Below are 23836 nucleotides of genomic sequence, written 5' to 3'. Positions count from 1 at the left end.
CCATGTTCTACCTGTACACCGTCTACAGCCTCTGCTGCCTTGCGCTCCTGGTGGCCGGCGTGATCGAGCAGCGGAACCACAACCGCAACCTCAACACCATCCCGCACCGCGTGCTGGTCAACGGGATCCGAGGCAAGAGTTCGATCACACGACTCTGCGCGGGAGCGCTGCGCGGCGGCGGCAAGGTCGTGGTGGCCAAGACCACCGGCACCGCTGCGCGGTTCATCTTTCCGGATGCCAGCGAGGAGCCGGTACACCGCAAGTTCGGCATCGCCAATGTGGTCGAGCAGATCGGCATCGTCCGGCGGGCCGCCGTCTACCACCCGGATGCGCTGGTCATCGAGTGTATGGCGGTCATGCCGGCGCTGCAGGAGATCAACCAGAGCAAGCTCATCCGGTCCACCATCGGGGTGCTCTGCAACGTTCGCGAGGACCACCTCGCGGAGATGGGGCCGACTCTCGACGACGTGGCCCGGTCGCTGAGCCGGTCGATGCCCGAGGGCGGCCTCTGCATCACTGCGGAGAGGGACCGGCTGGCGATCCTGGAGAAGGAGGCAGCCAAACGGAACTGCAAACTGATCGCGGTCGACCCCGAGTCGGTGACCGACCAGGAGATGTCGGGCTTCGGCTGGATCACCTTCAAGGAGAACGTGGCGATCGCGCTCGCCGTTGCCGAGCAGCTCGGCGTCGACCGGCACAGCGCGCTCACCGGCATGTGGTCGGCACCACCCGACCCGGGAGTGCTCTCCGTGGCCCGGGTTCTGTACGGCAACAAGCGGGTCCGGTTCGCCAACATCTTCGCCGCCAACGACCCGGAGTCGACGTACATGAACATCGAGCAACTTGAGAAGCAACGGCTGATCAGTCAGCCATTGACCATGGTGATCAACTGTCGACCGGACCGGGTGGAGCGAAACGGCCAGATGGGTACGCTCGCCGGCCGGGTACAACCGCAACGCATCGTGCTGATCGGTGAGATGACCCGCAGCGCCCGGGTCAACGTGCCCGCCGAGCTGCAGAGCCGGGTGGTCGACCTGGGCGGCAAGCTTCCGTCGGAGCGGCTGGTCAGCGAGGTCATGGCAGTCACCGCGGAGGATGCGTCCATCGTCGCCGTCGGGAACATCCACGGGCAGGGCGAGGTGCTGCTGCACGAGCTGGCCGCCCTGCCGAGCTGGGAACCGCAGGATCACACCAGCGCCGAGTCGATGCTCCGTCCGCCAACCGCGCGCAGTTCCAACGTCGACGGCGAGACCGTGTTTCTCGGAAGGACCTACCGGTGACATTCGGAGGAGAACTCAGCGCCCAGCTCGCCACCGCCTGCCTCGGCATCGGCCTGGTCTTCGCGCTGCTCTGCTATCTGACCACAAACCTCTCGCCCGGCGGGATGATCACGCCGGGCTGGATCGCGCTCGCTCTGATCGAGGACCCACTCCAAGCCGCGGTGATCGTGGTGATGACTGTCGTCACGTACGCCCTCACCCGGCTGATGCAGCGCATCGTGATCCTCTACGGCAAGCGCCTCTTCGCCGCTATCGTCCTGCTCAGCGTCCTCCTCCAGATGACGCTGTTCGTGATCGTTCAACGCGACCTGCCGCTGCTCTTCGCGCACCAGACACTGGGATTCGTGGCGCCGGGGCTGATCGCCTACCAGCTCGTACGGCAGCCGCCGAAGGCAACCGTGCTGGCCACCGTCATGGTTACCGTCATCACCTACGGCGTGGCGTTCAGCGGCGTCGTGGCCGGCTTCGTGCCGGTCACCTGAGGCCACACACCGACGAGGGACAGGCATGAACTACCGGACTTACTCCCGCAGCCGCGCCATGCTGATGACCGTCGCCGCCTTCGCGTTGCTGAGTGGTGGCAGCACCTTCGCCTACGTCGTCGTCCGGCACAGCGCTGCGGATCCGATCGAGCTGAGCCTCGGCGCGCAGGCCGCGCAGGCCGCCGTAACCACCGGCTCCGGCTACAGCTACCGGCGGCTGACCGCGCCGGACCGGACGCAGATGATCGACGCCAAGGGCAGGACCGTCGCGATCATGACCGACGGCGCCCGCACGGTGCACATCAGCGGCCCTCAGCGGACGTTCGCCGAGGCACGGTTCACCAAGGCGAAGGTGCCCGCCGACTTCTGGGTACGACTCGCCCCCCGGCAGTGGCGGGCGGGTGCCGAGAAGGAGAAGTGGTTCACCGACTGGTTCCCCAAGGCTCGCACGGACCGCTCCCCGGACGTGCTGGCGGTTGCCCGGGAGTACACCTACGTCGCCGTGCCGAAGAAGGATGCGAAGGGCCGGCAGTACTCCGGCGACGCTGCCTTCGGGCCACTCTCGGACATCGACCCGGACGGTCGCGCGGAGAACTCCGACTTCTACGACTACCTCGGGGTGTCGTGGGAGTTCCCCGACAAGAAGGAGAAGCCGGCGGCGTCTCACATCCGCAGCCTGGACTGCTCGGGCTTCCTGCGCATGGTCTACGGCTACCGGATGGGTTTTCCGCTGCTCGGCACCAACAACGCCGGCCCCGGCCTGCCACGGCGGGCGACCGCGATGGCCTCGGTGGGACCAGGGGCCCTGCTCATGCCGAACACCGGCAAGCGGGCCCGAGAGTTGGATCGGCTGCTCCCCGGTGACCTTCTGTTCTTCAACGCCGGGCCGGTGCAGGGCGCGAACATCGAGCATTCCGGCATGTACCTCGGCGTGGACGACCGGGGACACCACCGGTTCATCTCCAGCCGCACCACCGCCAACGGCCCGACCATGGGCGACCTGGGTGGCGAGTCCATCCTGGACGGCACCGGTTACTGGGCCTTGCGCTGGCGGACGGCTCGCCGGATCTGACCTTGACAGCAACCTGTATCGGGTCAGGCCACGGTGAGCTGCTCCGCGAGCACCGTCGCGACGCGGCTGCGGGCCTCGGCGTCCCGCCGGACCGACCAGCTCAGCTCCAGGTGGATGAAGACGGCTTCCAGTGCGGCCGCGGTTCGGCCCTGCTCGTTGGTTTTGCCCTCAAGTTGGCCGCACTTCTTCACCCACGCCCGGCAGGTGTTCAGCCCGGCCCCGGAGAGGCCGTCCGCGATCCGGCGGGCCACCGAGGTCACCGGAGCCGAACCGGTCGACACCACCGCGTCGGACGTGGGCAGGTTCCGGTCGGCGAAGCCGTGCAGCTGGATCTGATCGAGCCCGTTGTTGGCGAACTCGGCCGCCAGGGTGTGGAACAGTGACCTGTCGTTGTGGGCAACGTCCGCGTCGCCGTCGGCGGCCTGCCGGTGGGCCCCAGCGACCAGCAACACGCTGGCCGGCGCCTTGCGGTACAACACCAGCCCCAGCTTCTCCGTGTTGATGTCGAAGCCGGGGTGCGGTACCTCGATCACGGTGCGCGGGGTCGCGCTCCGGTCCACCAGCACGGCACCCCAGGAACGCTCGTCGGACCCCGCGGCGAGGTAGAGGTCGAACGGCCGGCCGGTGACCGGGTCCTTCCCATGGTGAGCCCGGAAGCCGAGGTCACCGAAGAGCTGATCCAGGTCGGCGCCGGCATTCGGCTCGGTGACCAGCAACCGCGCTGCCCGCCGGGCCGCCGCCCGTTCCTCCGTGTCCGGATCACGGTAGGGATTGTCCCGGGAGAGGCCGGCGGTCAGCTCATCGATCAGCACCTCGGGATCGGGGCCCCGCTGCTGCTCAGACGTCGGCTTGGCGTCGGCGCACGCCCCCGAGACGAGCAGTGCCAGCGTCGCCGCGGCGATCAGTCCGCGGCGAGTTGAACCCACGGCCGGAAGCGGTGTACGCACCCGTGCAGGCTATCCGATCACTCCCGGGCGCCTGTCGTCTCGGCCCGCTGGCCCGCTCAGACCCGGGCCAGCCCCAGCGCACGCACATCGACCGCGACATGGCTGCCGTACGACTCAGCGATGCGGCGCTCGAAAGCGTCGGCGTCGATCGTGTATTCCTGCGGGCCCTCGACCTCCAGCACGTGCGTGGCCAGGACGCAGCCCACCTGCGCCGCCCGCTCGATGGGCAGGTCGACGGCGAGCGCGGCGAAGAAGCCGGCCCGGAAGCCGTCGCCGACACCGGTCGGGTCGACGATGGCGCCCACCTGCGCCGCCGGTACCAGGAAGTCGCCGTCCTGCCCGGTGATCCGTACCCCGTTGGCGCCCAGGGTCACGACCCGCACGCCCACGCGGCGCAGGATGTCGTCCTCGCTCAGCCCGGTCTTCGACTCCAGCAGCGCCGCCTCGTACTCGTTCGTCAACAGGTAGCGAGCTCCGTTGATCATCGCCTCGATGTCGGCCGACGGCATCCGGGCCAGCTGCTGCGACGGGTCGGCGGCGAAGGGCAGGCCCAGTCGGCGGCAGGCGGCGGCGCGGGCGAGCATCGTGTCCGGGTTCTCCGCGGCGAGGATGACGAGCCCGAGCCCACCGGCCCGGGCGGCGACACCGTCGAGGCTGATCCGGTCGGGCTCGCCCATCGCACCGGGATAGAACGACGCGATCTGGCAGAGGTCGGTGTCGGTGGTGCAGATGAACCGGGCGGTGTGTGCGACGGAGCTGACCTGCACCTCCGAGCAGTCGACCCCGTGCCCCTCCAGCCAGCTGCGGTAGTCGCCGAAGTCGCCGCCGACCGCGCCGAGCAGCACCGGCCGGTGCCCGAGCTGGGCGAGCCCGAAGGCGATGTTGGCCGCGACCCCGCCGCGTCGGACGACGAGGTCGTCGACGAGGAAGGAGAGCGAGACGGTGTCGAGGCTGCCGGCGACGAGTTGCTCGGCGAACCGCCCCGGGAAGCGCATCAGATGGTCGGTCGCGATCGAGCCGGATACGGCGATCATGCGGACGAGCCCTCTCAGTAGCGGTAGTGGTCGGGCTTGTAGGGCCCTTCAACCGGGACGCCAAGGTAGTTGGCCTGCTCCTTGGTCAGTTCGGTGAGGCGGACACCCAGCGCGGCGAGGTGGAGTCGGGCCACCCTCTCGTCCAGGTGCTTGGGGAGGGTGTGGACACCGATCGGGTACTGGTCGGTGCTGGTGAACAGCTCGATCTGCGCGATGGTCTGGTTGGCGAAGCTGTTCGACATCACGAAGCTCGGGTGCCCCGTGGCGTTGCCCAGGTTCAGCAGCCGCCCCTCGGACAGCACGATGATCGAGTGGCCGTCCGCGAACCGCCACTCATCCACCTGCGGCTTCACGGTGATCCGCTCGACGTCTCCGCGTTTCGCGAGACCGGCCATGTCGATCTCGTTGTCGAAGTGGCCGATGTTGCCCACGATCGCCTGGTGCTTCATCCGCGCCATGTGCTCGTTGGTGATCACGCTGAAGCAGCCCGTCGCGGTCACGAAGATGTCGGCGGTCTCGACAACGTCATCGATGGTCGCGACCTGGTAGCCGTCCATCGCCGCCTGGAGGGCACAGATCGGGTCCACCTCGGTCACGATGACCCGCGCACCCTGACCGCGCAGACTCTCGGCGCAGCCCTTTCCCACGTCGCCGTAGCCGAACACGACGGCGACCTTCCCGCCGATCAGCACGTCGGTGGCCCGGTTGATCCCGTCGATCAGCGAGTGCCGGCAGCCGTACTTGTTGTCGAACTTGCTCTTGGTAACCGAGTCGTTCACATTGATCGCCGGGAACAGCAGGTTCCCGGCCTGCTGCATCTCGTACAGGCGGTGCACGCCGGTCGTGGTCTCCTCGGTCACCCCCTTGATCCCGGCGGCGACCCGCGTCCAGCGACGGTTGTCCTCCCGCAGCGACCGCGTCAACACACCGAGGATGACCTCGTACTCCTCGGAGTCCGCGCTCTCCGGCGACGGCACCGCGCCGATCGCCTCGAACTCGGCGCCCTTGTGCACCAGCAGCGTGGCGTCACCACCATCGTCGAGGATCATGTTCGGGCCCTGCCCGTCCGGCCAGAGCAGCACCTGCTGGGTGCACCACCAGTACTCGTCGAGGGACTCGCCCTTCCAGGCGTAGACCGGGACACCCGCCGGTGCGTCCGGCGTGCCGGTCGGGCCGACCGCGACCGCCGCCGCCGCGTGGTCCTGCGTGGAGAAGATGTTGCAGGACGCCCACCGGACCTGCGCGCCGAGCGCCACCAACGTCTCGATCAACACGGCCGTCTGGATGGTCATGTGCAGCGAGCCGGTTATCCGCGCACCCTTCAACGGCTGCCGCGAGGCGTTCTCCCTCCGGATCGACATCAGACCCGGCATCTCATGCTCGGCCAGCTCGATCTCCTTACGCCCGAAGGCCGCCAACGACAGATCCGCCACCTTGAAATCGCTGAAGTCGCCAGTCATGCCCGCACCCTCCCCCACCCGCGTCGAGGACCGTTGGAGGCCCGTTCAACCGAGCCCCTGCTCCGCACGCCGGGCCACCCGGGCCCGGGTGCGGAGCAGGCGCCGTCAGGAGTTGCGGCTGGCCGGGTCGACCCGGGCGTACGTCAGAAGGTCGGCCATCGTGAACTGGCCCGAGAAGCGGGCGGGCAGGGTCGGACGCCAGTTGGGCTGCACCTTCAGGTAGCTCGCCGGGTCGAGCTGGGCGATGCCGATGAGCACCTCTGCCACGATTCGCCCACCTACCGCGCCCAACGAGCCGCCGCCGGCCTGGAGCTGTGCCTCCTTGAGGATGTAGTAGAAGAGCGGGGTGTTGGAGTCCAGGCCGAGGCCGTACCCGCTGAGCTCCGGGAAGTTGAAGCTGCCGAGTGCGGGCGCCCCGATGTGGGAGGCGATCCGCTGGCCCGACGGGATGCCGAAGGTGAGCTGACGGAGCAGGTCGCGTCCGAGCAGGTTTGCCGACGGCGAGCCGGACGGCGGCGGTGGCAGCGGGAAGCCGAACAGCGGCGTCGAGTTGCGGACGTCGATCCACTTGCTCCAGCGCACCTGACCGTCGAAGAACTGGAACCAGAACTGGTAGTCGAGGTAGCGACGGGCGGCCCGCTTTCCGCCACGCAGGTCGGCCGGGTCGGCGCCGCTCAGCGCCGAGTCGAAGAGCATGGCGTAGAACTCGTCGCCACCGTTGCCGGTGCGGTTGACCAGGTAGGCCGGTCGGGGCTGGCTGTGGCCGAAGCGGAACGCCGCCGCGGTGAACTCGACCGGGATGAACGTCGCATTCGGCTCCGGCTTGTAGAAGCGGCGGCCGCCGTTGAGCACTGTGAAGACAGTGCCCGGCCCGGCGATCAGCGGAAGGAACTCGTTGAGCACGATCCACTGGTAGTGCCAGGTGACGAGTTGCCGGGCGGCGCCGAAGACCTGTGCCGCCGGTGTGCCCTGTGCGCGCACCAGGTCGACCACCCGGTTGTGGAAGAGGATGAACGCGGCTGTGATCTGCGCGATCGGCAGGTTCTCGTCGTTGCGGACGTCGAAGACGATCGCCCTGCCGCTGGAGTTGCGCGGCAGGTCCTCGAAACGCCCACCGGACTCGATTTTGAGTTTGGCGGGGTCGGCCGAGTTGTACAGCTCCGGGTTTGCGGCCGGCCCGCCGCCGTAGAGCGAGTCGAGGTCGAGGGCCGGCGTCCGGGGGTTCGGCACAGTGGTCGGGTCGACCGGCGTGCCCAGCGGCGCCGTCGTCTCGAAGGCCAGGTCGTGGTCGATGAACTGCCCGAAGTACGTCATGCCCTGCGGGATCGAGAAGTTGTCGGGGTTGTTGATGCTGTGCTGCTGCTGGTCGGCGAGCGCCTCCGCGCCGACGCTGAGCGGGTCGCGTGCGTCCATCGGGCCGCCGACGCGCGACAGGTCGATCAGCGCGTTCCGCATCTGGGTCGTCGCGGACCCGAACGCCGGCAGCGACGGGAACATCCGACCGAACCGGTTGGAGAACGCGGCCGCCGCGGGCGTCGCGTCGAGCAGGACTCCCCCGGTGCCGGCCACGAGCGCCCCCACGCCGACTCCGGCCAGTAATCGCCGTCGGCTGACACCTCGAGAAGCGTTGTCAATTGCCATGTCGGCCACCTTCCGTCCGCGGGCGCCCGCGTGGACGCACGGGCCGCAAACCCGCGAACCGGCAGCAGTGTGAACCCTTCGGTTAGTGGCGCCCTGGAGCTTCGCTGGTGTCCCGCTGGAGGCCGGTGAGCATGGTGTCGACCAGCGAGGTGTCGTGTTTCGCGCCCCGGAACAGCGGGTGGTCGAGCGTCGATCGGAGGAAGTCACGGGTGGTGGCCACACCTGGCCCTTCCACGGCGCACTCGTCGAGGGCGCGGGCCATCCGGGCCAGGGCCTGGGTGCGGTCGGGTGCCCAGACGACCACCTTCGCGAGGAGGGAGTCGTAGTCGGCCGGCACCCGGTAGCCGGCGTACCCGTGGGTGTCGACGCGGACGAACGGGCCGGCGGGCAGGTCGAAGCGGGTCAGCTCACCCGGCGTCGGTACGAAGCCACGCGCCGGGTCCTCGACGTTGAGGCGACACTCGATCGCGGTGCCGCGCGGCGTCACATCGGCCTGGGTCAGCGCGAGCCGTTCGCCGGCGGCGACGAGGATCTGTTGCCGCACCAGGTCGACGCCGGTCACCAGCTCGGAGACCGGGTGTTCGACCTGGAGCCGGCAGTTGACCTCCATGAGGTGGAAGTCGTCCCCACCGCCGACCAGGAACTCGAAGGTGCCCGCGCCCACGTAGCCGACACCGAGCGCGCCGGTGACCGCAGCGGCGGTCATCCGGTCGACCATGTGCTGCGGCAACCCGGGCGCGGGCGACTCCTCGATCAGCTTCTGGTGACGCCGCTGCACCGAACAGTCGCGCTCGCCGAGGTGGATGCCGTTGCCGTAGCGGTCGGTGAGCACCTGCACCTCGACGTGGCGGGCCGACTCGAGATAGCGCTCGATGTAGACCCGGTTGTCGCCGAAGAGCAGCTGCGCCTCGGCCCGCGCGGAGGCGAACTCGCCCAGGAACGAGGCCGGGTCGCGGACCACCCGTACGCCTCGGCCGCCGCCACCGGCGACCGCTTTGATGATCAGCGGGAAGCCGATCTCCTCGGCGACCGCGCGGGCGTCGGCCGCCGACTCGACGGCGTCGGTAGTGCCGGGGAGCACGGGCAGGCCGAGGCCCGCCATGATGCCCCGCGTCCGGGCCTTGTCGCCCAGCGCGGCCATCACGGCGGGCGGCGGCCCGATGAACGTGATCCCGTCGGCCTCGCAGATCTCGGCGAAGTCCGGGTCCTCGGAGAGGAATCCGTAGCCCGGATGGATCGCGTCGGCCCCGGTGCGGCGGGCCGCCTCGATGATGGCCGGGGCGCTCAGGTAGCTGCGCCGACTCGGACCCGGCCCGATCTGGACGGCCTCGTCGGCCAGCCGCACCACCGCCGAGTCGCGGTCGACTGTCGAGTAGACCGCCACGGTACGCAGCCCCATCTCCCGGCAGGTCCGGGCGATCCGGACCGCGATCTCGCCCCGGTTGGCGATCAGCACCGACTCGAACACTGGGTCAGCCCTCCGACACAGCTAAGGCGATCAGCCGTTCGCCGTACTCGACCGGGGTCGCGTTGGGCACCAGCACCTTCACGACCTCGCCCGCGTGGTCGGCTTCGACCGGGATCATCATCTTCATCGCTTCGAGGATCGCGACCTGCTGGCCGGGCACGACCTGGTCGCCCTCCCGGACGAACGGGTCAGCGCCGGGCGACGGCGCGAGATAGAGCGTGGCGACCATCGGCGCGCACACGTAGTGCAGACCGGCGTCGGCCTCCACCGGCGGGGCCGCCGGGACCATCGCCACCACGGAAGCGCCGTCCGGCCACTCCACCTCGACCACCAGGTCGCCGTGTTGCAGCCGGGCACGGCGAACCGGACCTGGCGTCGACCCGATCAGCCGCGCGAGACTGCGGACCGCGGCATCCAGCGGGTCGGCGTTACCCTCCGGCATTCGTCAAACCTCCGATCTGTCGGAAGCGGGCCCGGCGCTGGGCCCGCACCTCCTCGCGGGTGAGACCGGCCAACTCCGCGATCGCGTCGACGACCGCCCGGTGTACGGCCGACGCGGTCGCTCCGGGATCGGCCGGTGCCCCGCCGGGCGGTTCGGGGACCACCCCGTCGACGATGCCGAGCGCCAGCAGGTCGCTGGCCTGGAGCTTGAGCTGCGCGGCGGCCTCGTCGGCCCGCCCGGAGTCGTTCCAGAGGATCGCGGCGCAGCCTTCCGGGCTGATCACCGAGTACGTCGCGTTGGCGAGCATCAGCACCCGGTTGCCGACTCCGAGGGCGAGCGCGCCTCCGCTGCCACCCTCGCCGGTCACGATCGCGACGACCGGGACCGTGAGACCGGCCATCAGCCGGATGCCGTCGGCGATGGCGAGGGCCTGCCCGTTCTCCTCCGCCGAGATGCCGTGGTACGCGCCGGGCGTGTCAATGAGCGTCACGATCGGCGTGCCGAGCTTCTCGGCCAGGCGCATCAGCCGGGCCGCCTTGCGGTAGCCGGCCGGTGTCGCCATGCCGAAGTTGCGGCTGGCCACCTCGGCGACCGTGTGGCCCTTCTGGTGGCCGATCACCACTGTGGGCCGCCCGTCGATCAGGCCGACGCCGCCGACGATCGCCGGGCAGTCGCTCGCCAGCCGATCGCCGTGCAGCTCCACGAAACCGTCCACGAAGTGGCCGATGTAGTCGAGTGTGGAGGGTCTACCGAGATCGCGGGACAGCGCCACGACCGCCCACGGGTCCGCCGGCTCGGGTGCCGCGGTCACCCGTACCGGGTAAGGATCCGGCGCGGACCTGTCGGCCCCTGCGAAGGCCAGCAGCCGGCCGATGGTCGGCCGCAGGTTCGACCGGGGCACCAGGTCGTCGAGCATGCCGCGGGCGAAGAGGTACTCGGCGGTCTGGAAGCCGGCCGGCAGCGGCTGACGCAGCGTCTGCTGGATGACCCTCGGCCCGGCGAAGCCGAGGCGGGCCCCCGGCTCAGCGAGGATGACGTCGCAGAGCGTCGCGAACGATGCCGCGACGCCACCGTAGGTCGGGTCGCTGACCAGCGAGATCGTCAACACCCCGGCCTCGTCGAGGGCCCCGAGCGCCGCACTCGTCTTGGCCATCTGCATGAGCGACAGCACGCCCTCCTGCATCCGGGCGCCGCCGGAGGCGCTGACGATCAGCAGCGGCGTACGGGTCTCGAGCGCCAACTCGGCCGCCCGCGTGATCCGCTCGCCGACGCCCGTGCCGAGGCTGCCGCCGAGGAACCGGAAGTCCATGACCGCCGCGATCAACGGCTGCCCCTCGACAGTGCCCCGGACGCAGACGACCGCCTCGTCGAGCCCGGTACGCCGGCGGGCGGCCTCGATCCGTTGCGGATAGGGCTTCGTGTCGACGAACCCCAGCGGATCGCCGGAGGCGCCGACCGGTGGCAGCTCCTCGACCGAGTCGAGATCAAAGAGCTGCTCGATCCGCTGGTGTGCGGTGACCTGGTCGTGGTGGTCGCACTCCGGGCAGACCCCCAGGTTGCGCTCGACCCGGCGCTGGTAGAGCAACGCCCGGCAGCCCGGGCAGACCAGCCAGCTCTTGCCGACGGGCGTGTTGACGGTGGCGGTCATGACTGCCCGCGTTCGGCCGCGGCCTTCTCAACGATCTCCCGGATACGTGCCTGCTGCTCACGTGTGGTCCGGTTGAGGTGGGCGGTCATGCCCTCGTCGTCGGCGTGCCCGCCCGGCCGCATCTCGAAGTCCTGTACCCACCGCATCCGCACGCCGCCGTCCGGGATCTCGGTGTATTCCCAGAACAGGTTCATGTACTTGAAGGCGCCGGTCTCCAGCCGCCGTGCCCGCACCACACGGTCGCCTCGGTCGGGCACCCGCTCGGAGACCCAGCTCCAGACCCGGCCGGCGGGGTCGGGGTGCATGGTCAGGCGGAAGACGACGGCCCCGTCGGCGGACGTCGAGAGGACCTCGGTGCTGGCGTACTCGCTGAACAGGGAGGGCCAGTTCGGGATGTCGTTGGTCAGGTCCCAGACGAGGTCGAACGGTGCGTTGATGACTACCGCGTTGTCCGTGTGTCCGGCCATGGGGTCACCGATCCGCGAGTCGTTGGTTGACGTAGTCGACGGCGAGCCGCGGCGTCTTCATGATCGACACGGCGTCGTCGGGGATGCGCACCTCGTACTCCTGCTGCACCCGCGCCGCCAGCTCCAACAGCGCGAGCGAGTCGTAGCCGAGGTCATCGAACGGCGCGTCGAGCGTCGCCGGATCGGCCCAGTCGGTCTGCTCGACCACACCGGAACTGGTCTCCAGGATCCGACGCAGGTCGTCGAGGGTCAGCTGGCTCATGAGTTTCCTCCCGTCGGCCGCTGCCACCCGTCGCGCACGCCACCGACCTGCGGCACTGGCGACTCGGGGTGCGGGACCTCCTCGGTGTCGACGTGGCCCAGCTCGGGGCGCGGCGCGAGCGGACTGATCTGGAACACGATCAGCGCGGTCTCGCCACCGGCGTTGACGATGCGGTGCCGCTGGCCGCGACGGACCATGAGAGCTTCGTCGGCCGCGAGCTTGACCTCCGCGCCGTCGACCCGGATCACGACCTCGCCGCGCACCAGATAGCAGAACTTGTCCGAGTACGGGTTGTACTGCTCCGCCAGGAACTCGCCCGGCTCCAGGCGGACAGTGCCCATGAAGCCCTCCGTCGCGTCGACGGTCTTCGGGCTGAGCAGGATCCGCACCTCGCCGCCGATCCGGTTGATGCCGGGCACGTCGGTGGCGGCGACCTTCACGATCGGTTGCCGATGCATTGTCAGCCCTTCTCTGCGACGAGCACTCGGAACGGCAGGTCCGTCGGGTGGACGGTGGCCGGGCCGAAGCCCGCCGCGGCGAGGGCCCGGTCGTAGGCGGCGACGGAGTGCGACTCCCCCTCGAAGGTCCAGACCAACATCAGCACCGAGAAGAGGTACGGTGCCGGGTCCAGTGCCGGCGACTCGTCACCCGTGGTGAAACCGACGATGACCAGGCGCCCACCCGGCTTGACCACGGAACCGAGCCGGGTCACCAGCTCACGCACCCGCTCCTCGGAGAAGTGGTGGGTGACGTTGGTGAGCAGCACGACGTCGTAGGGGCCGCCGAGGTCGGTGGTGAACATGTCACCCGGCAGGAACGACGCACGGTCGCGTACGCCGAGCCGCTCGGCGTGCTTCTCCGTCACGGCGAGCACGTTGGGCCAGTCCAGCGAGGTCACCGCCGCCTGCGGGTTGTGCTGCGCGAGCGTGTAGCCGTAGACGCCGTGCCCGCAGGCGACGTCGAGGACGTCGAGCTCGGCGCGCTCCTTCGTCCATGGCGCGAGCGCCTCGGCCATCACCTCGGCGGTCGGCTGGGCGACCTTCGTCGCGTACGCGGCGAAGTCCTCCCAGTAGGTGTACTCCGGGGTCTCGGCGTGCACGTCGAGGACGGTGCCGCCGGCCCGGACGGCGGCGCTGAGGTCGCGCAGTGCGTCCCACTCCCAGTCGCTCGACATCACCTTGACCATTCCGCCCAGGTAGTCGGGGCGGGTGCTGACCAGGTGGTCGGCGGCCGCCGGGGTGAGCGAGAAGTGCTCGCCGGTCCGGTCGGTGAGACGGATCGCGGTGAGCGCGTCGAGCAGGATCCGCGCGCCCCGCGGGTGGATGCCGAGCTTCGGGGCGAGCCCGCTGGCCGTGGCCGGGCCCGCGGCGAGCGCGTCGAACACGCCCAGCTCGACGCCGGTACGCAGCAGGCTCGTCTTCTTGTATGCCTGCATCATGTCGTTGATGTCGCGGCGGGTCAGCGTCACGTGATGCTCCCTGTCTCGGGGCTCCAGGTGTAGAAGGGCGTGGCCAACGAGTCCTGCAACTCGGTCATGCTGTCCGGCGCGTAGCGCTGCAGGTAGGCCGCGAGGCGGCGGTTGACCTCCTGAAAGTCCGCGCGGGCTCGGGCCGCGAGGAGCTTGTCGAAGACGTCGGTGTCGGCCTCGAGCAGGTGCATGTAGAGGTCCTGGTACTGGAAGAGCGTGCGCCGCGAGATGCCGACGACGTAGGGCATGTCGCCCTTGTCGTGCTCGGCGAAGAGCTCGGCGACAGCGTCGGCGTGACCGGGGGCCATCCGCATGACCATGAGGGCGCGGTAGGACATGTGCTCACGCTCCCCGCAGGATCGTGGCCAGGGCGGCGGCGAGGGTCTTCGCCCGGTCGTCGACCGGGCCGGCGCTGCGGAAGGCGACGATGCCGTCGGGGCGCACCAGCAGCGCCCCGCCGGGGCCGACTCCACAGCTCGCCAGCCACGACCCGTCGTCGGCGAGGTCACCGTCGGGGCCGGCGGTCAGCGCCGTGATCGGAAGCCCGGTCTCCGCCGAGACCGCCTCGGCCGCCGCGAGCCATGCGTCGTCGCCGGGAGCTGTGGCCAACGTCCAGCCCTCGGTCAGCACGTCGATCGTGGAGAGCCGAGCGCCGTTCTGGTCGACCCAGGCGTGCGGGGCACGCGATCCGGGTTGACCGGTGAAGGTCAGCTCGCGGGGCAGCAGCTCGGTGTCGGCGGGCGCGCCGACGATCGCGTTCGAGGTGTACCGGTAGCCCATCGTCACGATGACGAAGTCCCGATAGGCGGCCTTGTCCTCGTCGGCGAGCTGACCCCTGGTGCGGAAGAGCATCCACGCCTGGTCGGCGGTCGCCGCGCCGACCGGACGACGCTCGGCTTCGTAGGAGTCGAGCAGGCTCTCGTCGGCCCGACCCTGAAGCACGTCGGCGAGCTTCCACGCCAGGTTGTGCGCGTCCTGGATGCCGGCGTTGACGCCGAAGCCGCCGGCCGGCGGGTGGGCGTGGCAGGCGTCACCGGCGAGGAAGACCCGCCCTGCCTGGTACGCGTCGGCGACCATGTGCCGCGCGTCCCAGGGCTGGGCCGACTCGACCTCGACCTCCAGCTCGGGGTCGCCGGCCGCGATCCGGGCCAGCTCGACGCAGCGTTCCGGTGTGAAGTCGGCAGGCGACTGCCCCCGCTCGGGGTAGTAGTTGACGCCGAACATCCACCGCCCCGGCTCGATGAAGAGCAGCAGGCCTTGGGCCAGTTGGTTCATCAGGTAGATCAGCGTGAACCGTGGCGCGGTGTCGGGCAGGTCGACCTTGGCGCGGAAGATGATGCTGACGAAGTTCCCGGCGACACCGTTGCTGCGGTCTCCGATCTGGAGCATGTTCCGGACGGGGCTCTTCACGCCGTCGGCAGCGACGACGTAGCGCGCCCGGATCGTGCGTGTCGTGCCGTTGTCGGAGACGGTCGCGGTCACCCCGTCCTCATCCTGGGTCAGCCCGACCAGCTCGTTCTGGAAGCGGATCTCCGCGCCCGCTTCGACGGCGGCGTCGTGGAGCAGCGGCTCGTAGTGGTCCTGGCCGCACCAGATCGGCCAGCTCGGCGTGAACGTGTCGTAGTCGACGTCGTGCGCCTCCATGACGAAGGACTTGTGGAGGTCGGCCAGCGACTGGGCGCCGAGCATGACCAGTGGCGTGGCGCGGCCGGCGCGGACGAGGTCGAGTTCGGCGCCCGGCCCGACGATCTTCATGCCGGCCTGCTGCACGGCCGGCTCCAGGCCGACGGTGCGGAAGATCTCCACAGTGCGGGCGTGCAGACCGGTCGCGCGGGGGATCGTCGACAGTCGGGGCCGACGTTCGACCAGGATGGGCCGGATCCCCTTGCGGGCCAGGAAGAGCGCGGTCGACAGGCCGACCGGGCCGCCGCCGACGATCAGGACGTCGGTGCTTCCGTCAGACATGAGCGTCCTCCGTGTAGACGACTTTGTAGAGGTGGCGTTCCGGCGTGGCGATCGCGCGTACCTCGCCGAAGTGGGGGTGGACCTCGGGGTTCTGGAGCATCGCTGTGAAGTGCTCTTCGCTCTTCCACTGCGCGTAGTTGACGACCCGGGTTCCGTCGAGGCTGGCGTGGATGTTCGCCGACACGAACCCGTCGACCTTGGACATCACCGCGTCGGTCGCCTCGATCAGGATGTCGACGAGCTTCTGCTGGTTGGCCGGCTCGACGGTGAAGACGTTGACCATCGTCACGACCGGCTGGTCGATGCCGATGTGTGCCATTGCGGGCTTCCTTTCCTAGATCGGACGCGCTTCGAGCAGGGCCCAGCCGCGGGACGCGGGGGTGTTGACCAGCTCGAAACCGGACGCGGTGAACAGCGCCTGCCATTCGCGGAGGTCGCGCTCCTTGCCGCCGAAGAGCACCAGCATGTCGATGTCGATGATCTTGGCGTGGTCCCACTGGTTGCGCGGCGGCACGATCTGGTCGATCGCGATGAGGCGGGAGTCGGCGTCGCCGATCGCCGCGCGGATCCGACGCAGCAGCGTGACGCAGGTGTCGTCCGGCCAGTTGTGCACGATCGACTTCAGGATGTACGCGTCGGCGCCGGCCGGCAGGTCGTCGGTGAAGAAGTCGCCGCCCCGCACCTCGACCCGCTCGGTGACACCGTGCTCCTTGAGCAGCGGTTCGGCGTCGGCCACGACCTCGGGCAGGTCGAAGAGGACACCGGTGCCCTCGGGGTGGCGCTGGAGCATCTTGGCCAGGAAGTAGCCGTTGCTGCCGCCGATGTCGGCGATCCGGCCGAACCGCTCGGGCGCCAACTCCGCCGCGAACCGGTCGGCGAGCCGCCGGCTCCAGTGGGCCATGAAGCCCTCGAAGAACCGGTTGGCCTCCGGGTGGGCCTGGAGGTAGTCGTAGAAGCCCATGCCGAAGACCTTGTTGAAGGCCGGCTCGCCGGTGCGGACACTGTGCAGGATCTCCGCGTACGGGAGGCGGTTGAAGTCGGCGCCGCTGAACTGCACCATCGGTCGCAGCCCGCCGATCCGCGCCGACGTCAGCCCCTCGCCGAGCGGCGTCAGCGCGAACGACCCGTCCTCCTGCTCGTCGAATATGCCGACCGCCGAGGCCGCACGGAGGATCCGGCGCAGCGCGTCCTCGTGCGACTCGGTCGCCGCCGCCAGTTGGGCGACCGGCACCGGTCCGTCGACGAGCAGGTCGGCGACGCCGAGCTCGGTGACCACGTAGATCACGTGGGCGATCTGTTTGGCGCTTCCCAGTACCGCGATCTGCCGTTCACGCAGGTCAAGTGCCTGCTGCTCGTCGAAGTTCGCGACGGCGGCGAGGCTGGCGTCGGTCATCGTCCATTCCTTTCGTCGGTCACGACCATGGCCGCGTTGAACCCGCCGTAGCCCCTGGCGAGGACGAGCGCCGCGCGTACGGGTGTCTCCCGCGCGGCGTCGCGCACCAGGTCGAGGTGCAGGCCCTCGGCCGGCTGGCGGATGTTGGTGGTGGGCGGGATGACACAGTGCCGGATCGACAGCAGCGCGGAGACGAGGTCGAGCGCCGCCCCGCCCGAGTAGAGCCGGCCGGTCATCGTCTTGGGCGCTGTCACCGGCACCCCGCGTGGGCCGAAGACCGCTGTGATCGCCTCGGCCTCGACACGGTCGAGCTCCGCGACACCGGCCCCGTCGGCGAAGACGACGTCGATGTCGGCCGGCGTGAGACCGGCGTCGGACACTGCCATCTCGGCGGCCCGACGCAGACCCGGCGGGCGGCCGGAGCCGGGCCGGGGGTCGAACGTCGCGCCGTATCCGGCGATCACCCCGTAGACGGCGGCCCCGCGCCGGGCAGCGGCATGTTCGTCCTCCAACACGAGGATCGCCCCGCCCTCGCCCGGCACGTAACCCGACGCGTTGGCGTCGAACGGCAGGAACGCCGTGGCCGGATCGCGCCCCGTACTGAGGAGGCCGTTGGCGAGCTGGGCGGTCCAGCCCCACGGGCAGAGCGAAGCGTCGACGCCGCCGGTCATGACCAGCTGCACGCCCTTGCGCACCTGGCGTCGGGCCTGCGCCACCGCGTCGAGCCCGCCCGCCTGCTCGGTGACGAGCACGCCGGTCGGCCCACGCATCCCGTGGCGGATGGAGATCTGGCCGGTGTTGACAGCGTAGAACCAGGCGAACGACTGGTAGGCGCTGACGTGCTCGGAGCCCTTGCTCCAGAGCTTCTCCAGCTCACGATGGCCGAACTCGAAGCCGCCCGACGCGCTGGCCGTGACGACACCCATGCCGAACTCGGGCAGCGCCGACGGGTCGACCGACGCATCGGCCAGCGCCCACTGCGCGGCCGTCAACGACAGCCGGGTCATGTGGTCGGTCTGCGCCATCAACCGGCTCGGAATGTGATCGGCCGCCTCGTATCCGGGAACCTCGCCGGCCAACTGGGCGGGGTATCCCGAGGGGTCGAAACGGCTGATCGGCCCGATGCCGCCCACCCCGGCGACGGTGGCCGCCCAGAAGGCGTCGCGGCCCAACCCGTTGGGGGCGGCCACCCCGACCCCGGTGACGACAGTGGTCATGCCACACGCGCCAGGAGCATCGCGCTCTGGAAACCGCCGAAACCGCTGCCCACGCTCAACACCACGTCGGTCTGCTGCTCGCGGGCGGTGAGCGGCACGTAGTCGAGGTCGCACTCCGGGTCGCGTTCGTGCAGGTTTGCCGTCGGCGGCACCGCCCCGTGCTTGATCGCCAGGGCCGACGCCGCGATCTCGATCGAGCCGATGGCGCCGAGCGAGTGGCCGATCATCGACTTGATCGAGCTGACCGGGGTGCGGTACGCGTGGTCGCCGAGGCTCCGCTTGAACGCCGCCGTCTCGTGTCGGTCGTTCTGCTTCGTACCCGAGCCGTGCGCGTTGATGTAGTCGACGGCATCGCCGGGCAGCCGGGCATCGGCGAGCGCGACCCGGATCGCCTCGGCCATCTCCCGCCCGTCGGGCCGTAGACCGGTCATGTGGAACGCGTTGGAACGCGAGGCGAACCCGACCAGCTCGGCGTAGATCTGCGCTCCTCGCCGGCGGGCGTGCTCGAGCTCTTCGAGGACGAACATCGCCGAACCCTCGCCGAGGACGAACCCGTCGCGACTGTTGTCGAACGGCCGCGACGCGTGCGTCGGGTCGTCGTTGCGGGCCGTGGTCGCCTTGATCGCGTCGAAGCAGGCCACCGTGATCGGCGAGATCGGGGCGTCGGTCGCGCCGGCGATCATCACGTCGGCCGAGCCCTCCCGGATCAGCTCCCGGGCGTGGCCGACCGAGTCGAGGCCCGACGTGCAGCCGGTGGAGACCACCGTCGCCGGACCTTCCGCCCCGACCGACCACGCCACCTCGCGGGCGAACGAGCTCGGCACCAGATAGTCGTAGAGGTGCGGGGTGGCGTACCTGTGGTCGGTCAGCCACTTCCGGCCGCCGTCGCTCACCACGACGTACTCCTCTTCGAGGCTCATCGTGGCCCCGACCGCCGTGCCGACGCTGACGCCGACCCGGGTCGGGTCGACGACCTCGAAACCGCTGTCGGCCAGCGCCTCCCGCGTGCAGACCACTGCCATCTGGGCCGCCCGGTCCATCCGGCGGACCTCCTGCGGCGACAGGCCCTCGGCGACCGGGTCGAAGTCGGCCTCCGCGGCCACCCGCGACCGGAAGGGGGTGGCGTCGAAGAACGACAGGGTACGGGTGGCCGTGCGGCCAGCGGTCAACAGTTCCCAGAACGCCTTGGTGCCCAGTCCACCGGGGGCGATGACGCCAATCCCGGTGATGACCACCCGACGGTCGGATGTGCTCGTCATGGAAGACCTCCTGGCCGCGATGTCCGTGTGAAAGCTAGGGACGGCCGGTCGAACGGCGCTGGAGCGTCGGTCGAGGGCCTGTCACGAGGCCCTGGCGAGCCCCGGGCGCAGTGGCCCGCCGGCGGCCAACACCTCCCGCTGGAGCCGCTGGAGGTCAGGCGAAGGGTCCAGGCCCAACTCCTCACTGAGCACCCGGCGCAGGTGGTGGTACGCCTGCAACGCCTCACCACGGCGCCCGGAGCGGCTGAGCGCCACGATGAGCTGACGGTGGAACCACTCGTTGAGCGGGTACGTGCCCACGAGATAGCGCAGCTCGCCGATCAGCTCGCGGTGGCGGCCGAGGGTGATGTCGGCCTGGATGCGCAACTCCAACGCCCGGATCCACTGCTCCTGGAGGTGGATCGCGTGCGCCTCCAACGCCGGCCCGAACGTCACGTTGGCGCCCACCGGCCCCGTCCACATGGCCAGCGCCCGCCGCAGCACCTCGGCGCCCTCCTCGGGCCGGTCCGACTCGATGTGCGAGCGGCCCTGGTCGAGCATCGTCTCGAACACCTCGGCGTCGAGCTGGCCCGGCTCCACCTTGAGCAGGTAGCCGCGCGCACGGCTCTCCAGCACGGTCCGGTCCGGGGTCTCTATGCCCTCTTTCGCGAAGAGCTTGCGCAGGTGGTAGATGTAGGTCTGGACTGTGGTGACGGCGCTGCGCGCCGGGTCGTCACCCCACAGCTCCCGGATGATCGAGTCGACCAGAACGACCCGATTTGCCCGCATCACCAGCAGCGCCAACACGGTCCGCACCTTCGGCGGCGTCGGCGTGCAGATCCGGCCCTCGTGGATCACTTCCAGCGACCCGAGGATCTCGTACCTGACCACAGTGGTCCCCCATTCCCCATAGCACTCGTCGAGACGCTCTCAAGCTATGGATGAGCGGGGCGTGTCGGAACGACCGCAGGTAGCGACATCGCGGGTTCTTCCGAGGATCGATGCGTGTCGAAAGTTGTACGGCGGATACCCCTTCGATCGCTCGATGCTTCCTCCACGCAACCTCCACCGGAGGCGGGAAGACTCGCCGGGCCCCCACGCCCCCTCGGGTTAGGAGTCACACATGTCGCGCCGCCTCTTCACCTCCGAGTCGGTCACCGAAGGTCATCCCGACAAGATCGCCGATCAGATCAGCGACGGGATCCTCGACGCGTTACTGGCGCAGGACCCGCACAGCCGGGTCGCCGTCGAAAGCCTGATCACCACCGGCCAGGTCCACGTCGCCGGCGAGGTCACCACGCAGGCCTACGCCGACATCCCACGCATCGTGCGGGAAACCGTCCTGGGCATCGGGTACGACTCGTCGAAGAAGGGCTTCGACGGCGCCTCCTGCGGCGTCAGCATCTCGATCGGCGCCCAGTCGCCCGACATCGCGCAGGGCGTCGACACGGCGATCGAGCTGCGCGACGGTTCGTCCGGCGGCGGGCTCGACGCCCAGGGCGCCGGTGACCAGGGCATGATGTTCGGCTTCGCCTGCTCGGAGACGCCGGAGCTGATGCCGCTGCCGATCGCACTGGCCCATCGACTGGCCCGGCGGCTGGCCGCCGTCCGCAAGGACGGCACGGTGCCCTACCTGCGGCCGGACGGCAAGACCCAGGTCACCGTCGAGTACGACGGTCTACGCCCGGTCCGGCTCGACACCGTCGTGGTCTCCACGCAACACGCCGCCCACATCTCCCTCGACGAACTGCTCACCCCCGACATCCGGAACCACGTGATCACGCCTGAGCTGGAGGCGCTCGACCTCGACACCGAGGGTTACCGGCTGCTGGTCAACCCGACGGGGCGGTTCGAGATCGGTGGCCCGATGGGCGACGCCGGCCTCACCGGACGGAAGATCATCGTCGACACCTACGGCGGGTACGCCCGGCACGGTGGTGGCGCGTTCTCGGGGAAGGACCCGTCGAAGGTCGACCGCTCGGCGGCGTACGCGATGCGGTGGGTGGCGAAGAACGTGGTCGCCGCGGGCCTGGCCGAACGGTGTGAGGCGCAGGTGGCCTACGCGATCGGCAAGGCCCACCCGGTGAGCCTGTTCGTGGAGACGTTCGGCACGGAGACGGTGCCGCTCGATCGGATCGAGAAGGCGATCGGTGAGGTCTTCGACCTGCGCCCGGCGGCGATCATCCGCGACCTGGACCTCCTGCGTCCGATCTACCAGCAGACGGCCGCCTACGGCCACTTCGGTCGTGAACTCCCGGACCTGACCTGGGAGCGTACGGACCGCGCCGCCGACCTCAAGGCCGCTTGCTGAGGAACGTCGCCGATCGCTAGAACGGCGGGCGGCGAGGGCGCGGCACCAACCGGTCGTGTGGCAGCGTCACCAGTGACGCTGCCACCGCCTTGTTGACCGCGTCGATGCGGGAGACCGCGCCGAGCTTCGCGAAGATGCGACGCAGGTGACTCTTCACAGTGGCCTCGGTCAGGTCGAGTCGGCGCGCGATCTGGGCATTGGTCATCGCCTCGGCTGCGAGCTGGAGGATCTCCAGCTCGACGGGGGACAGAATGGCGGATTCCGCGTTCTGCACCTGCACCAGGCTCTGACCGGAGACCGAGAGCAGCACCGAGCCGCTGCCGTCGCGCGCCTTGCGGATCGCGGCGACCAGTTCCTCACGACCCACGCTCTTGAGCAGGTAGGCGCGCACCCCGGCGGCGATCAGTCGGCGCAGCAGGTCAGGGCTGTCGTACATGCTGAGGATGACGACTGCGCTGTCGGGCGACACCTCACGGATGCGGCGCACAGTGACCACCGGGTCGTCGCCGGGAATCTCGACGTCGAGCAACACCACGTCGGGACGCTCCGACGCCGCCTTGGCGACCGCGGTGGCCGAGTCGCCGGCCTCGTCGACCACGTCGAGGTCGGCGTGCACCTCGAGCACCCAGCGCAGCCCCTCGCGAACGAGAGCGTGGTCGTCGACGATGAGGATGGTGGTGGCGCCGGCGGGAGACCCGCCGTCGGACCGCGTCAACCTGACCCCCAGACCCCGTCCCCCGCCGCCAGCGTGCACATGATTGGCACCGTATCGCGGACGTGTGACACCACAGCTATCGTGGCGTCCTCCCGACACGAAGAACGCCACGATCGCCGCGCGATTCTGTCAGTCTCGTGTGGACAGACGGACCAACTCGCCGATGCCGAGGCCCTTGTTGGCGATGTAGAAGCTGCCGTCGGAAGCGATGGCGAACGACATCGGGGAGTCCAGGCCGGTGCTCGCCAGCTCCCGGTGGCTACCGTCGCGCTCCACCCGGATCAACGCGCCCGTGGAATCCCCCGAGCTGAGCCCGTTCTTCGCGATCTCCAGCACGACCAGTCGACCCCGCTTGTCGAAGGCGATGTCGATGATGTTGGTGAAGCCGGTCGCGAAGATCGTCGGCTCCTGCCCGGGCACCAGCCGCCACACCCGGGCGCCGCCGTTCGGGAAGGGATGCCCGGTCAGCTGCCCGATGTAGAAGGCACCGTCCGGCCCGCGGGTGATGGTGACCGGCACGAACTGGATCGGCGTCGTCGAGCCGGGCGGCAGGCCCCACTCCGGCGGTGCCGGAACCTGCTCCTGCGGCCAGACGTGTTCGGCAGTGACCACGCCACGACGGTCGATCCGGAGCACGTCGTTGGCGGCCGCGTCGAGCGCGTAGACGTCACGCCCGTCGGCGACGACGGCGTACGGCTGGCTCTCCGGAATGACCCCGTCCGGGTTGTTCCGCCCCTCGAAGGCGGAGAGGTCGCCGACGACCGACCAGCGGCGCTTTCCCTCGACCCGGAGGATGGTTCCCATCGTGGCCCCGGCCGCGCCGAGCAGGTCGCGCGAGACCGGGTCGGTGCTGTAGCCCATCGCCACCAGCAGCTTTCCCTGCCGATCGAAGGCCAGGTCGTGGGCACCGTAGACGGAGAAGCCGGCGCCGGTGCTACGCAGCGACGGCAGACCCGTCACGACTCGCTTCTGCCAGCCGCGACGGACCGCCGTGATCGCACCGGTCGAGCCGTAGCAGAGGTTGGTGCCGAACGTGCCGGGGATGCACACGTCGTCGCCGCCGAGCCCGGCCTCGGCGACGTAGACGATGCCGGCCCGGTCGATGGCGACACCGCGTGGGTTGTCGAGGTTGCGGGCGACGACTGTCAGTCGCCCGGTGGTCGAGGTGGCCGCAGTGGCGGGCGCGGCAATGCCGGCCACCAGTACCAGCGGCACAGCCAGCGACAACGTTCGTCGCATCGCGTCGAGCATGGGTTCTCCTCAGCAAGAGGGGTTCGGATGCGAACGACGCTGCCGGCGTTGCCTCGAGGCTCGGTGGAGGAAGGC

Annotated in this window: 24 protein-coding genes; 4 read left to right on the top strand and 20 right to left on the bottom strand. The window is 69.8% G+C overall.

The features are described from left to right. The first annotated feature begins 2 nt into the window (after positions 1-2). The 3 genes from pgsB to ABZS40_RS16390 are packed head-to-tail and all read left to right on the top strand — an operon-like array spanning position 3 to position 2834. Positions 3-1280, top strand: coding sequence for a poly-gamma-glutamate synthase PgsB (gene pgsB, locus ABZS40_RS16400; protein WP_354944071.1), 1278 nt, complete (start codon positions 3-5; stop codon positions 1278-1280). Next, positions 1277-1762 (top strand): poly-gamma-glutamate biosynthesis protein PgsC/CapC, encoded by a 486-nt coding sequence (locus ABZS40_RS16395; protein WP_354944070.1) that lies wholly within the window; start codon positions 1277-1279, stop codon positions 1760-1762. Before pgsB ends, ABZS40_RS16395 begins: the two co-directional genes overlap by 4 nt. 25 nt (positions 1763-1787) lie before the next feature. Then, positions 1788-2834, top strand: coding sequence for an NlpC/P60 family protein (locus tag ABZS40_RS16390; RefSeq protein ID WP_354944069.1), 1047 nt, complete (start codon positions 1788-1790; stop codon positions 2832-2834). 23 nt (positions 2835-2857) lie between these two features. Here ABZS40_RS16390 and ABZS40_RS16385 read toward each other — a convergent pair whose 3' ends face one another. The 18 genes from ABZS40_RS16385 to ABZS40_RS16300 all read right to left on the bottom strand — a co-directional run bounded on the left by ABZS40_RS16385 (position 2858) and on the right by ABZS40_RS16300 (position 20375). Then, positions 2858-3781 carry a hypothetical protein gene (locus tag ABZS40_RS16385; protein WP_354944068.1) on the bottom strand — a complete coding sequence of 308 codons (924 nt, stop codon included), beginning with the start codon at positions 3779-3781 and terminating at the stop codon, positions 2858-2860. A 56-nt stretch (positions 3782-3837) separates the two neighbouring features. Continuing rightward, positions 3838-4815: a carbohydrate kinase family protein gene (locus ABZS40_RS16380; RefSeq protein WP_354944067.1), complete on the bottom strand. Its 978-nt coding sequence runs from the start codon at positions 4813-4815 to the stop codon at positions 3838-3840. Positions 4816-4829: 14 nt separating this feature from the next. Further along, on the bottom strand, positions 4830-6275 hold the full coding sequence (ahcY, locus tag ABZS40_RS16375; protein ID WP_354944066.1) for an adenosylhomocysteinase: 1446 nt from the start codon (positions 6273-6275) through the stop codon (positions 4830-4832). A gap of 105 nt (positions 6276-6380) precedes the next feature. Next, on the bottom strand, positions 6381-7916 hold the full coding sequence (locus tag ABZS40_RS16370) for a peroxidase family protein (protein ID WP_354944065.1): 1536 nt from the start codon (positions 7914-7916) through the stop codon (positions 6381-6383). An 82-nt stretch (positions 7917-7998) separates the two neighbouring features. Beyond that, on the bottom strand, positions 7999-9384 hold the full coding sequence (locus tag ABZS40_RS16365) for an acetyl-CoA carboxylase biotin carboxylase subunit (RefSeq protein WP_354944064.1): 1386 nt from the start codon (positions 9382-9384) through the stop codon (positions 7999-8001). Positions 9385-9388: 4 nt separating this feature from the next. Further along, positions 9389-9826 carry a biotin/lipoyl-containing protein gene (locus ABZS40_RS16360; protein ID WP_354944063.1) on the bottom strand — a complete coding sequence of 146 codons (438 nt, stop codon included), beginning with the start codon at positions 9824-9826 and terminating at the stop codon, positions 9389-9391. Beyond that, positions 9813-11474, bottom strand: coding sequence for an acetyl-CoA carboxylase carboxyltransferase subunit alpha (locus ABZS40_RS16355; protein WP_354944062.1), 1662 nt, complete (start codon positions 11472-11474; stop codon positions 9813-9815). The genes ABZS40_RS16360 and ABZS40_RS16355 overlap by 14 nt, the downstream gene beginning before the upstream one ends. Further along, entirely contained in the window at positions 11471-11941 is a 471-nt protein-coding gene (locus ABZS40_RS16350; protein ID WP_238671243.1) for an SRPBCC family protein, read from the bottom strand. The genes ABZS40_RS16355 and ABZS40_RS16350 overlap by 4 nt, the downstream gene beginning before the upstream one ends. A gap of 4 nt (positions 11942-11945) precedes the next feature. Next, on the bottom strand, positions 11946-12203 hold the full coding sequence (locus ABZS40_RS16345; protein WP_091394916.1) for a phosphopantetheine-binding protein: 258 nt from the start codon (positions 12201-12203) through the stop codon (positions 11946-11948). Then, positions 12200-12661 (bottom strand): cupin domain-containing protein, encoded by a 462-nt coding sequence (locus ABZS40_RS16340; RefSeq protein WP_091394919.1) that lies wholly within the window; start codon positions 12659-12661, stop codon positions 12200-12202. The genes ABZS40_RS16345 and ABZS40_RS16340 overlap by 4 nt, the downstream gene beginning before the upstream one ends. A 2-nt stretch (positions 12662-12663) precedes the next feature. Further along, positions 12664-13671 carry a methyltransferase gene (locus tag ABZS40_RS16335; protein ID WP_354944061.1) on the bottom strand — a complete coding sequence of 336 codons (1008 nt, stop codon included), beginning with the start codon at positions 13669-13671 and terminating at the stop codon, positions 12664-12666. Next, complete coding sequence (locus ABZS40_RS16330) at positions 13668-14009, bottom strand: TcmI family type II polyketide cyclase (RefSeq protein ID WP_354944060.1); 342 nt, start codon at positions 14007-14009, stop codon at positions 13668-13670. The genes ABZS40_RS16335 and ABZS40_RS16330 overlap by 4 nt, the downstream gene beginning before the upstream one ends. 4 nt (positions 14010-14013) lie before the next feature. Next, positions 14014-15636, bottom strand: coding sequence for an FAD-dependent oxidoreductase (locus ABZS40_RS16325; RefSeq protein WP_354944059.1), 1623 nt, complete (start codon positions 15634-15636; stop codon positions 14014-14016). Then, entirely contained in the window at positions 15629-15955 is a 327-nt protein-coding gene (locus ABZS40_RS16320) for an antibiotic biosynthesis monooxygenase family protein (protein WP_210781784.1), read from the bottom strand. The genes ABZS40_RS16325 and ABZS40_RS16320 overlap by 8 nt, the downstream gene beginning before the upstream one ends. A gap of 15 nt (positions 15956-15970) precedes the next feature. Then, positions 15971-17029 (bottom strand): methyltransferase, encoded by a 1059-nt coding sequence (locus tag ABZS40_RS16315; RefSeq protein ID WP_354944058.1) that lies wholly within the window; start codon positions 17027-17029, stop codon positions 15971-15973. After that, positions 17026-18246 carry a ketosynthase chain-length factor gene (locus ABZS40_RS16310; RefSeq protein ID WP_354944057.1) on the bottom strand — a complete coding sequence of 407 codons (1221 nt, stop codon included), beginning with the start codon at positions 18244-18246 and terminating at the stop codon, positions 17026-17028. Before ABZS40_RS16310 ends, ABZS40_RS16315 begins: the two co-directional genes overlap by 4 nt. Next, the gene (locus ABZS40_RS16305; protein ID WP_124861448.1) at positions 18243-19505 is read right to left on the bottom strand and encodes a beta-ketoacyl-[acyl-carrier-protein] synthase family protein; all 1263 of its coding nucleotides are present in this window, start codon (positions 19503-19505) and stop codon (positions 18243-18245) included. The genes ABZS40_RS16310 and ABZS40_RS16305 overlap by 4 nt, the downstream gene beginning before the upstream one ends. A gap of 81 nt (positions 19506-19586) precedes the next feature. After that, the gene (locus tag ABZS40_RS16300) at positions 19587-20375 is read right to left on the bottom strand and encodes an AfsR/SARP family transcriptional regulator (protein WP_354944056.1); all 789 of its coding nucleotides are present in this window, start codon (positions 20373-20375) and stop codon (positions 19587-19589) included. A 232-nt stretch (positions 20376-20607) separates the two neighbouring features. On the opposite strand from ABZS40_RS16300, the gene metK reads away from it, so the two are divergent. Next, on the top strand, positions 20608-21795 hold the full coding sequence (gene metK, locus ABZS40_RS16295) for a methionine adenosyltransferase (protein ID WP_238682059.1): 1188 nt from the start codon (positions 20608-20610) through the stop codon (positions 21793-21795). A 16-nt stretch (positions 21796-21811) separates the two neighbouring features. Here metK and ABZS40_RS16290 read toward each other — a convergent pair whose 3' ends face one another. Both ABZS40_RS16290 and ABZS40_RS16285 read right to left on the bottom strand, forming a co-directional pair. Next, a complete protein-coding gene (locus ABZS40_RS16290) occupies positions 21812-22510 on the bottom strand; it encodes a response regulator transcription factor (RefSeq protein WP_181539555.1) in 699 nt (232 codons plus the stop codon). A 129-nt stretch (positions 22511-22639) separates the two neighbouring features. After that, positions 22640-23761 carry a ScyD/ScyE family protein gene (locus ABZS40_RS16285; RefSeq protein WP_354944055.1) on the bottom strand — a complete coding sequence of 374 codons (1122 nt, stop codon included), beginning with the start codon at positions 23759-23761 and terminating at the stop codon, positions 22640-22642. Positions 23762-23836 lie beyond the last annotated feature (75 nt).

It is taken from the genome of Micromonospora sp. NPDC005324, from assembly GCF_040607155.1.
Classification (GTDB): Bacteria; Actinomycetota; Actinomycetes; order Mycobacteriales; family Micromonosporaceae; genus Micromonospora; species Micromonospora trifolii.
The sequence above is the reverse complement of the archived record's forward strand: the minus strand, read 5'-3'. Positions and strand labels throughout refer to the sequence as shown.

Excerpts from the sequence above, each read along its gene's own strand:
- ABZS40_RS16330 (WP_354944060.1), bottom strand. The coding sequence starts at position 14,009 with ATGTCCTACCGCGCCCTCATGGTCATGCGGATGGCCCCCGGTCACGCC.
- pgsB (WP_354944071.1), top strand. The coding sequence starts at position 3 with ATGTTCTACCTGTACACCGTCTACAGCCTCTGCTGCCTTGCGCTCCTG.
- ahcY (WP_354944066.1), bottom strand. The coding sequence starts at position 6,275 with ATGACTGGCGACTTCAGCGATTTCAAGGTGGCGGATCTGTCGTTGGCG.
- ABZS40_RS16310 (WP_354944057.1), bottom strand. The coding sequence starts at position 18,246 with ATGACCACTGTCGTCACCGGGGTCGGGGTGGCCGCCCCCAACGGGTTG.
- ABZS40_RS16340 (WP_091394919.1), bottom strand. The coding sequence starts at position 12,661 with ATGCATCGGCAACCGATCGTGAAGGTCGCCGCCACCGACGTGCCCGGC.
- ABZS40_RS16325 (WP_354944059.1), bottom strand. The coding sequence starts at position 15,636 with ATGTCTGACGGAAGCACCGACGTCCTGATCGTCGGCGGCGGCCCGGTC.
- ABZS40_RS16390 (WP_354944069.1), top strand. The coding sequence starts at position 1,788 with ATGAACTACCGGACTTACTCCCGCAGCCGCGCCATGCTGATGACCGTC.
- ABZS40_RS16345 (WP_091394916.1), bottom strand. The coding sequence starts at position 12,203 with ATGAGCCAGCTGACCCTCGACGACCTGCGTCGGATCCTGGAGACCAGT.
- ABZS40_RS16285 (WP_354944055.1), bottom strand. The coding sequence starts at position 23,761 with ATGCTCGACGCGATGCGACGAACGTTGTCGCTGGCTGTGCCGCTGGTA.
- ABZS40_RS16305 (WP_124861448.1), bottom strand. The coding sequence starts at position 19,505 with ATGACGAGCACATCCGACCGTCGGGTGGTCATCACCGGGATTGGCGTC.
- ABZS40_RS16370 (WP_354944065.1), bottom strand. The coding sequence starts at position 7,916 with ATGGCAATTGACAACGCTTCTCGAGGTGTCAGCCGACGGCGATTACTG.
- ABZS40_RS16360 (WP_354944063.1), bottom strand. The coding sequence starts at position 9,826 with ATGCCGGAGGGTAACGCCGACCCGCTGGATGCCGCGGTCCGCAGTCTC.
- ABZS40_RS16315 (WP_354944058.1), bottom strand. The coding sequence starts at position 17,029 with ATGACCGACGCCAGCCTCGCCGCCGTCGCGAACTTCGACGAGCAGCAG.
- ABZS40_RS16380 (WP_354944067.1), bottom strand. The coding sequence starts at position 4,815 with ATGATCGCCGTATCCGGCTCGATCGCGACCGACCATCTGATGCGCTTC.
- ABZS40_RS16355 (WP_354944062.1), bottom strand. The coding sequence starts at position 11,474 with ATGACCGCCACCGTCAACACGCCCGTCGGCAAGAGCTGGCTGGTCTGC.
- metK (WP_238682059.1), top strand. The coding sequence starts at position 20,608 with ATGTCGCGCCGCCTCTTCACCTCCGAGTCGGTCACCGAAGGTCATCCC.
- ABZS40_RS16350 (WP_238671243.1), bottom strand. The coding sequence starts at position 11,941 with ATGGCCGGACACACGGACAACGCGGTAGTCATCAACGCACCGTTCGAC.
- ABZS40_RS16320 (WP_210781784.1), bottom strand. The coding sequence starts at position 15,955 with ATGGCACACATCGGCATCGACCAGCCGGTCGTGACGATGGTCAACGTC.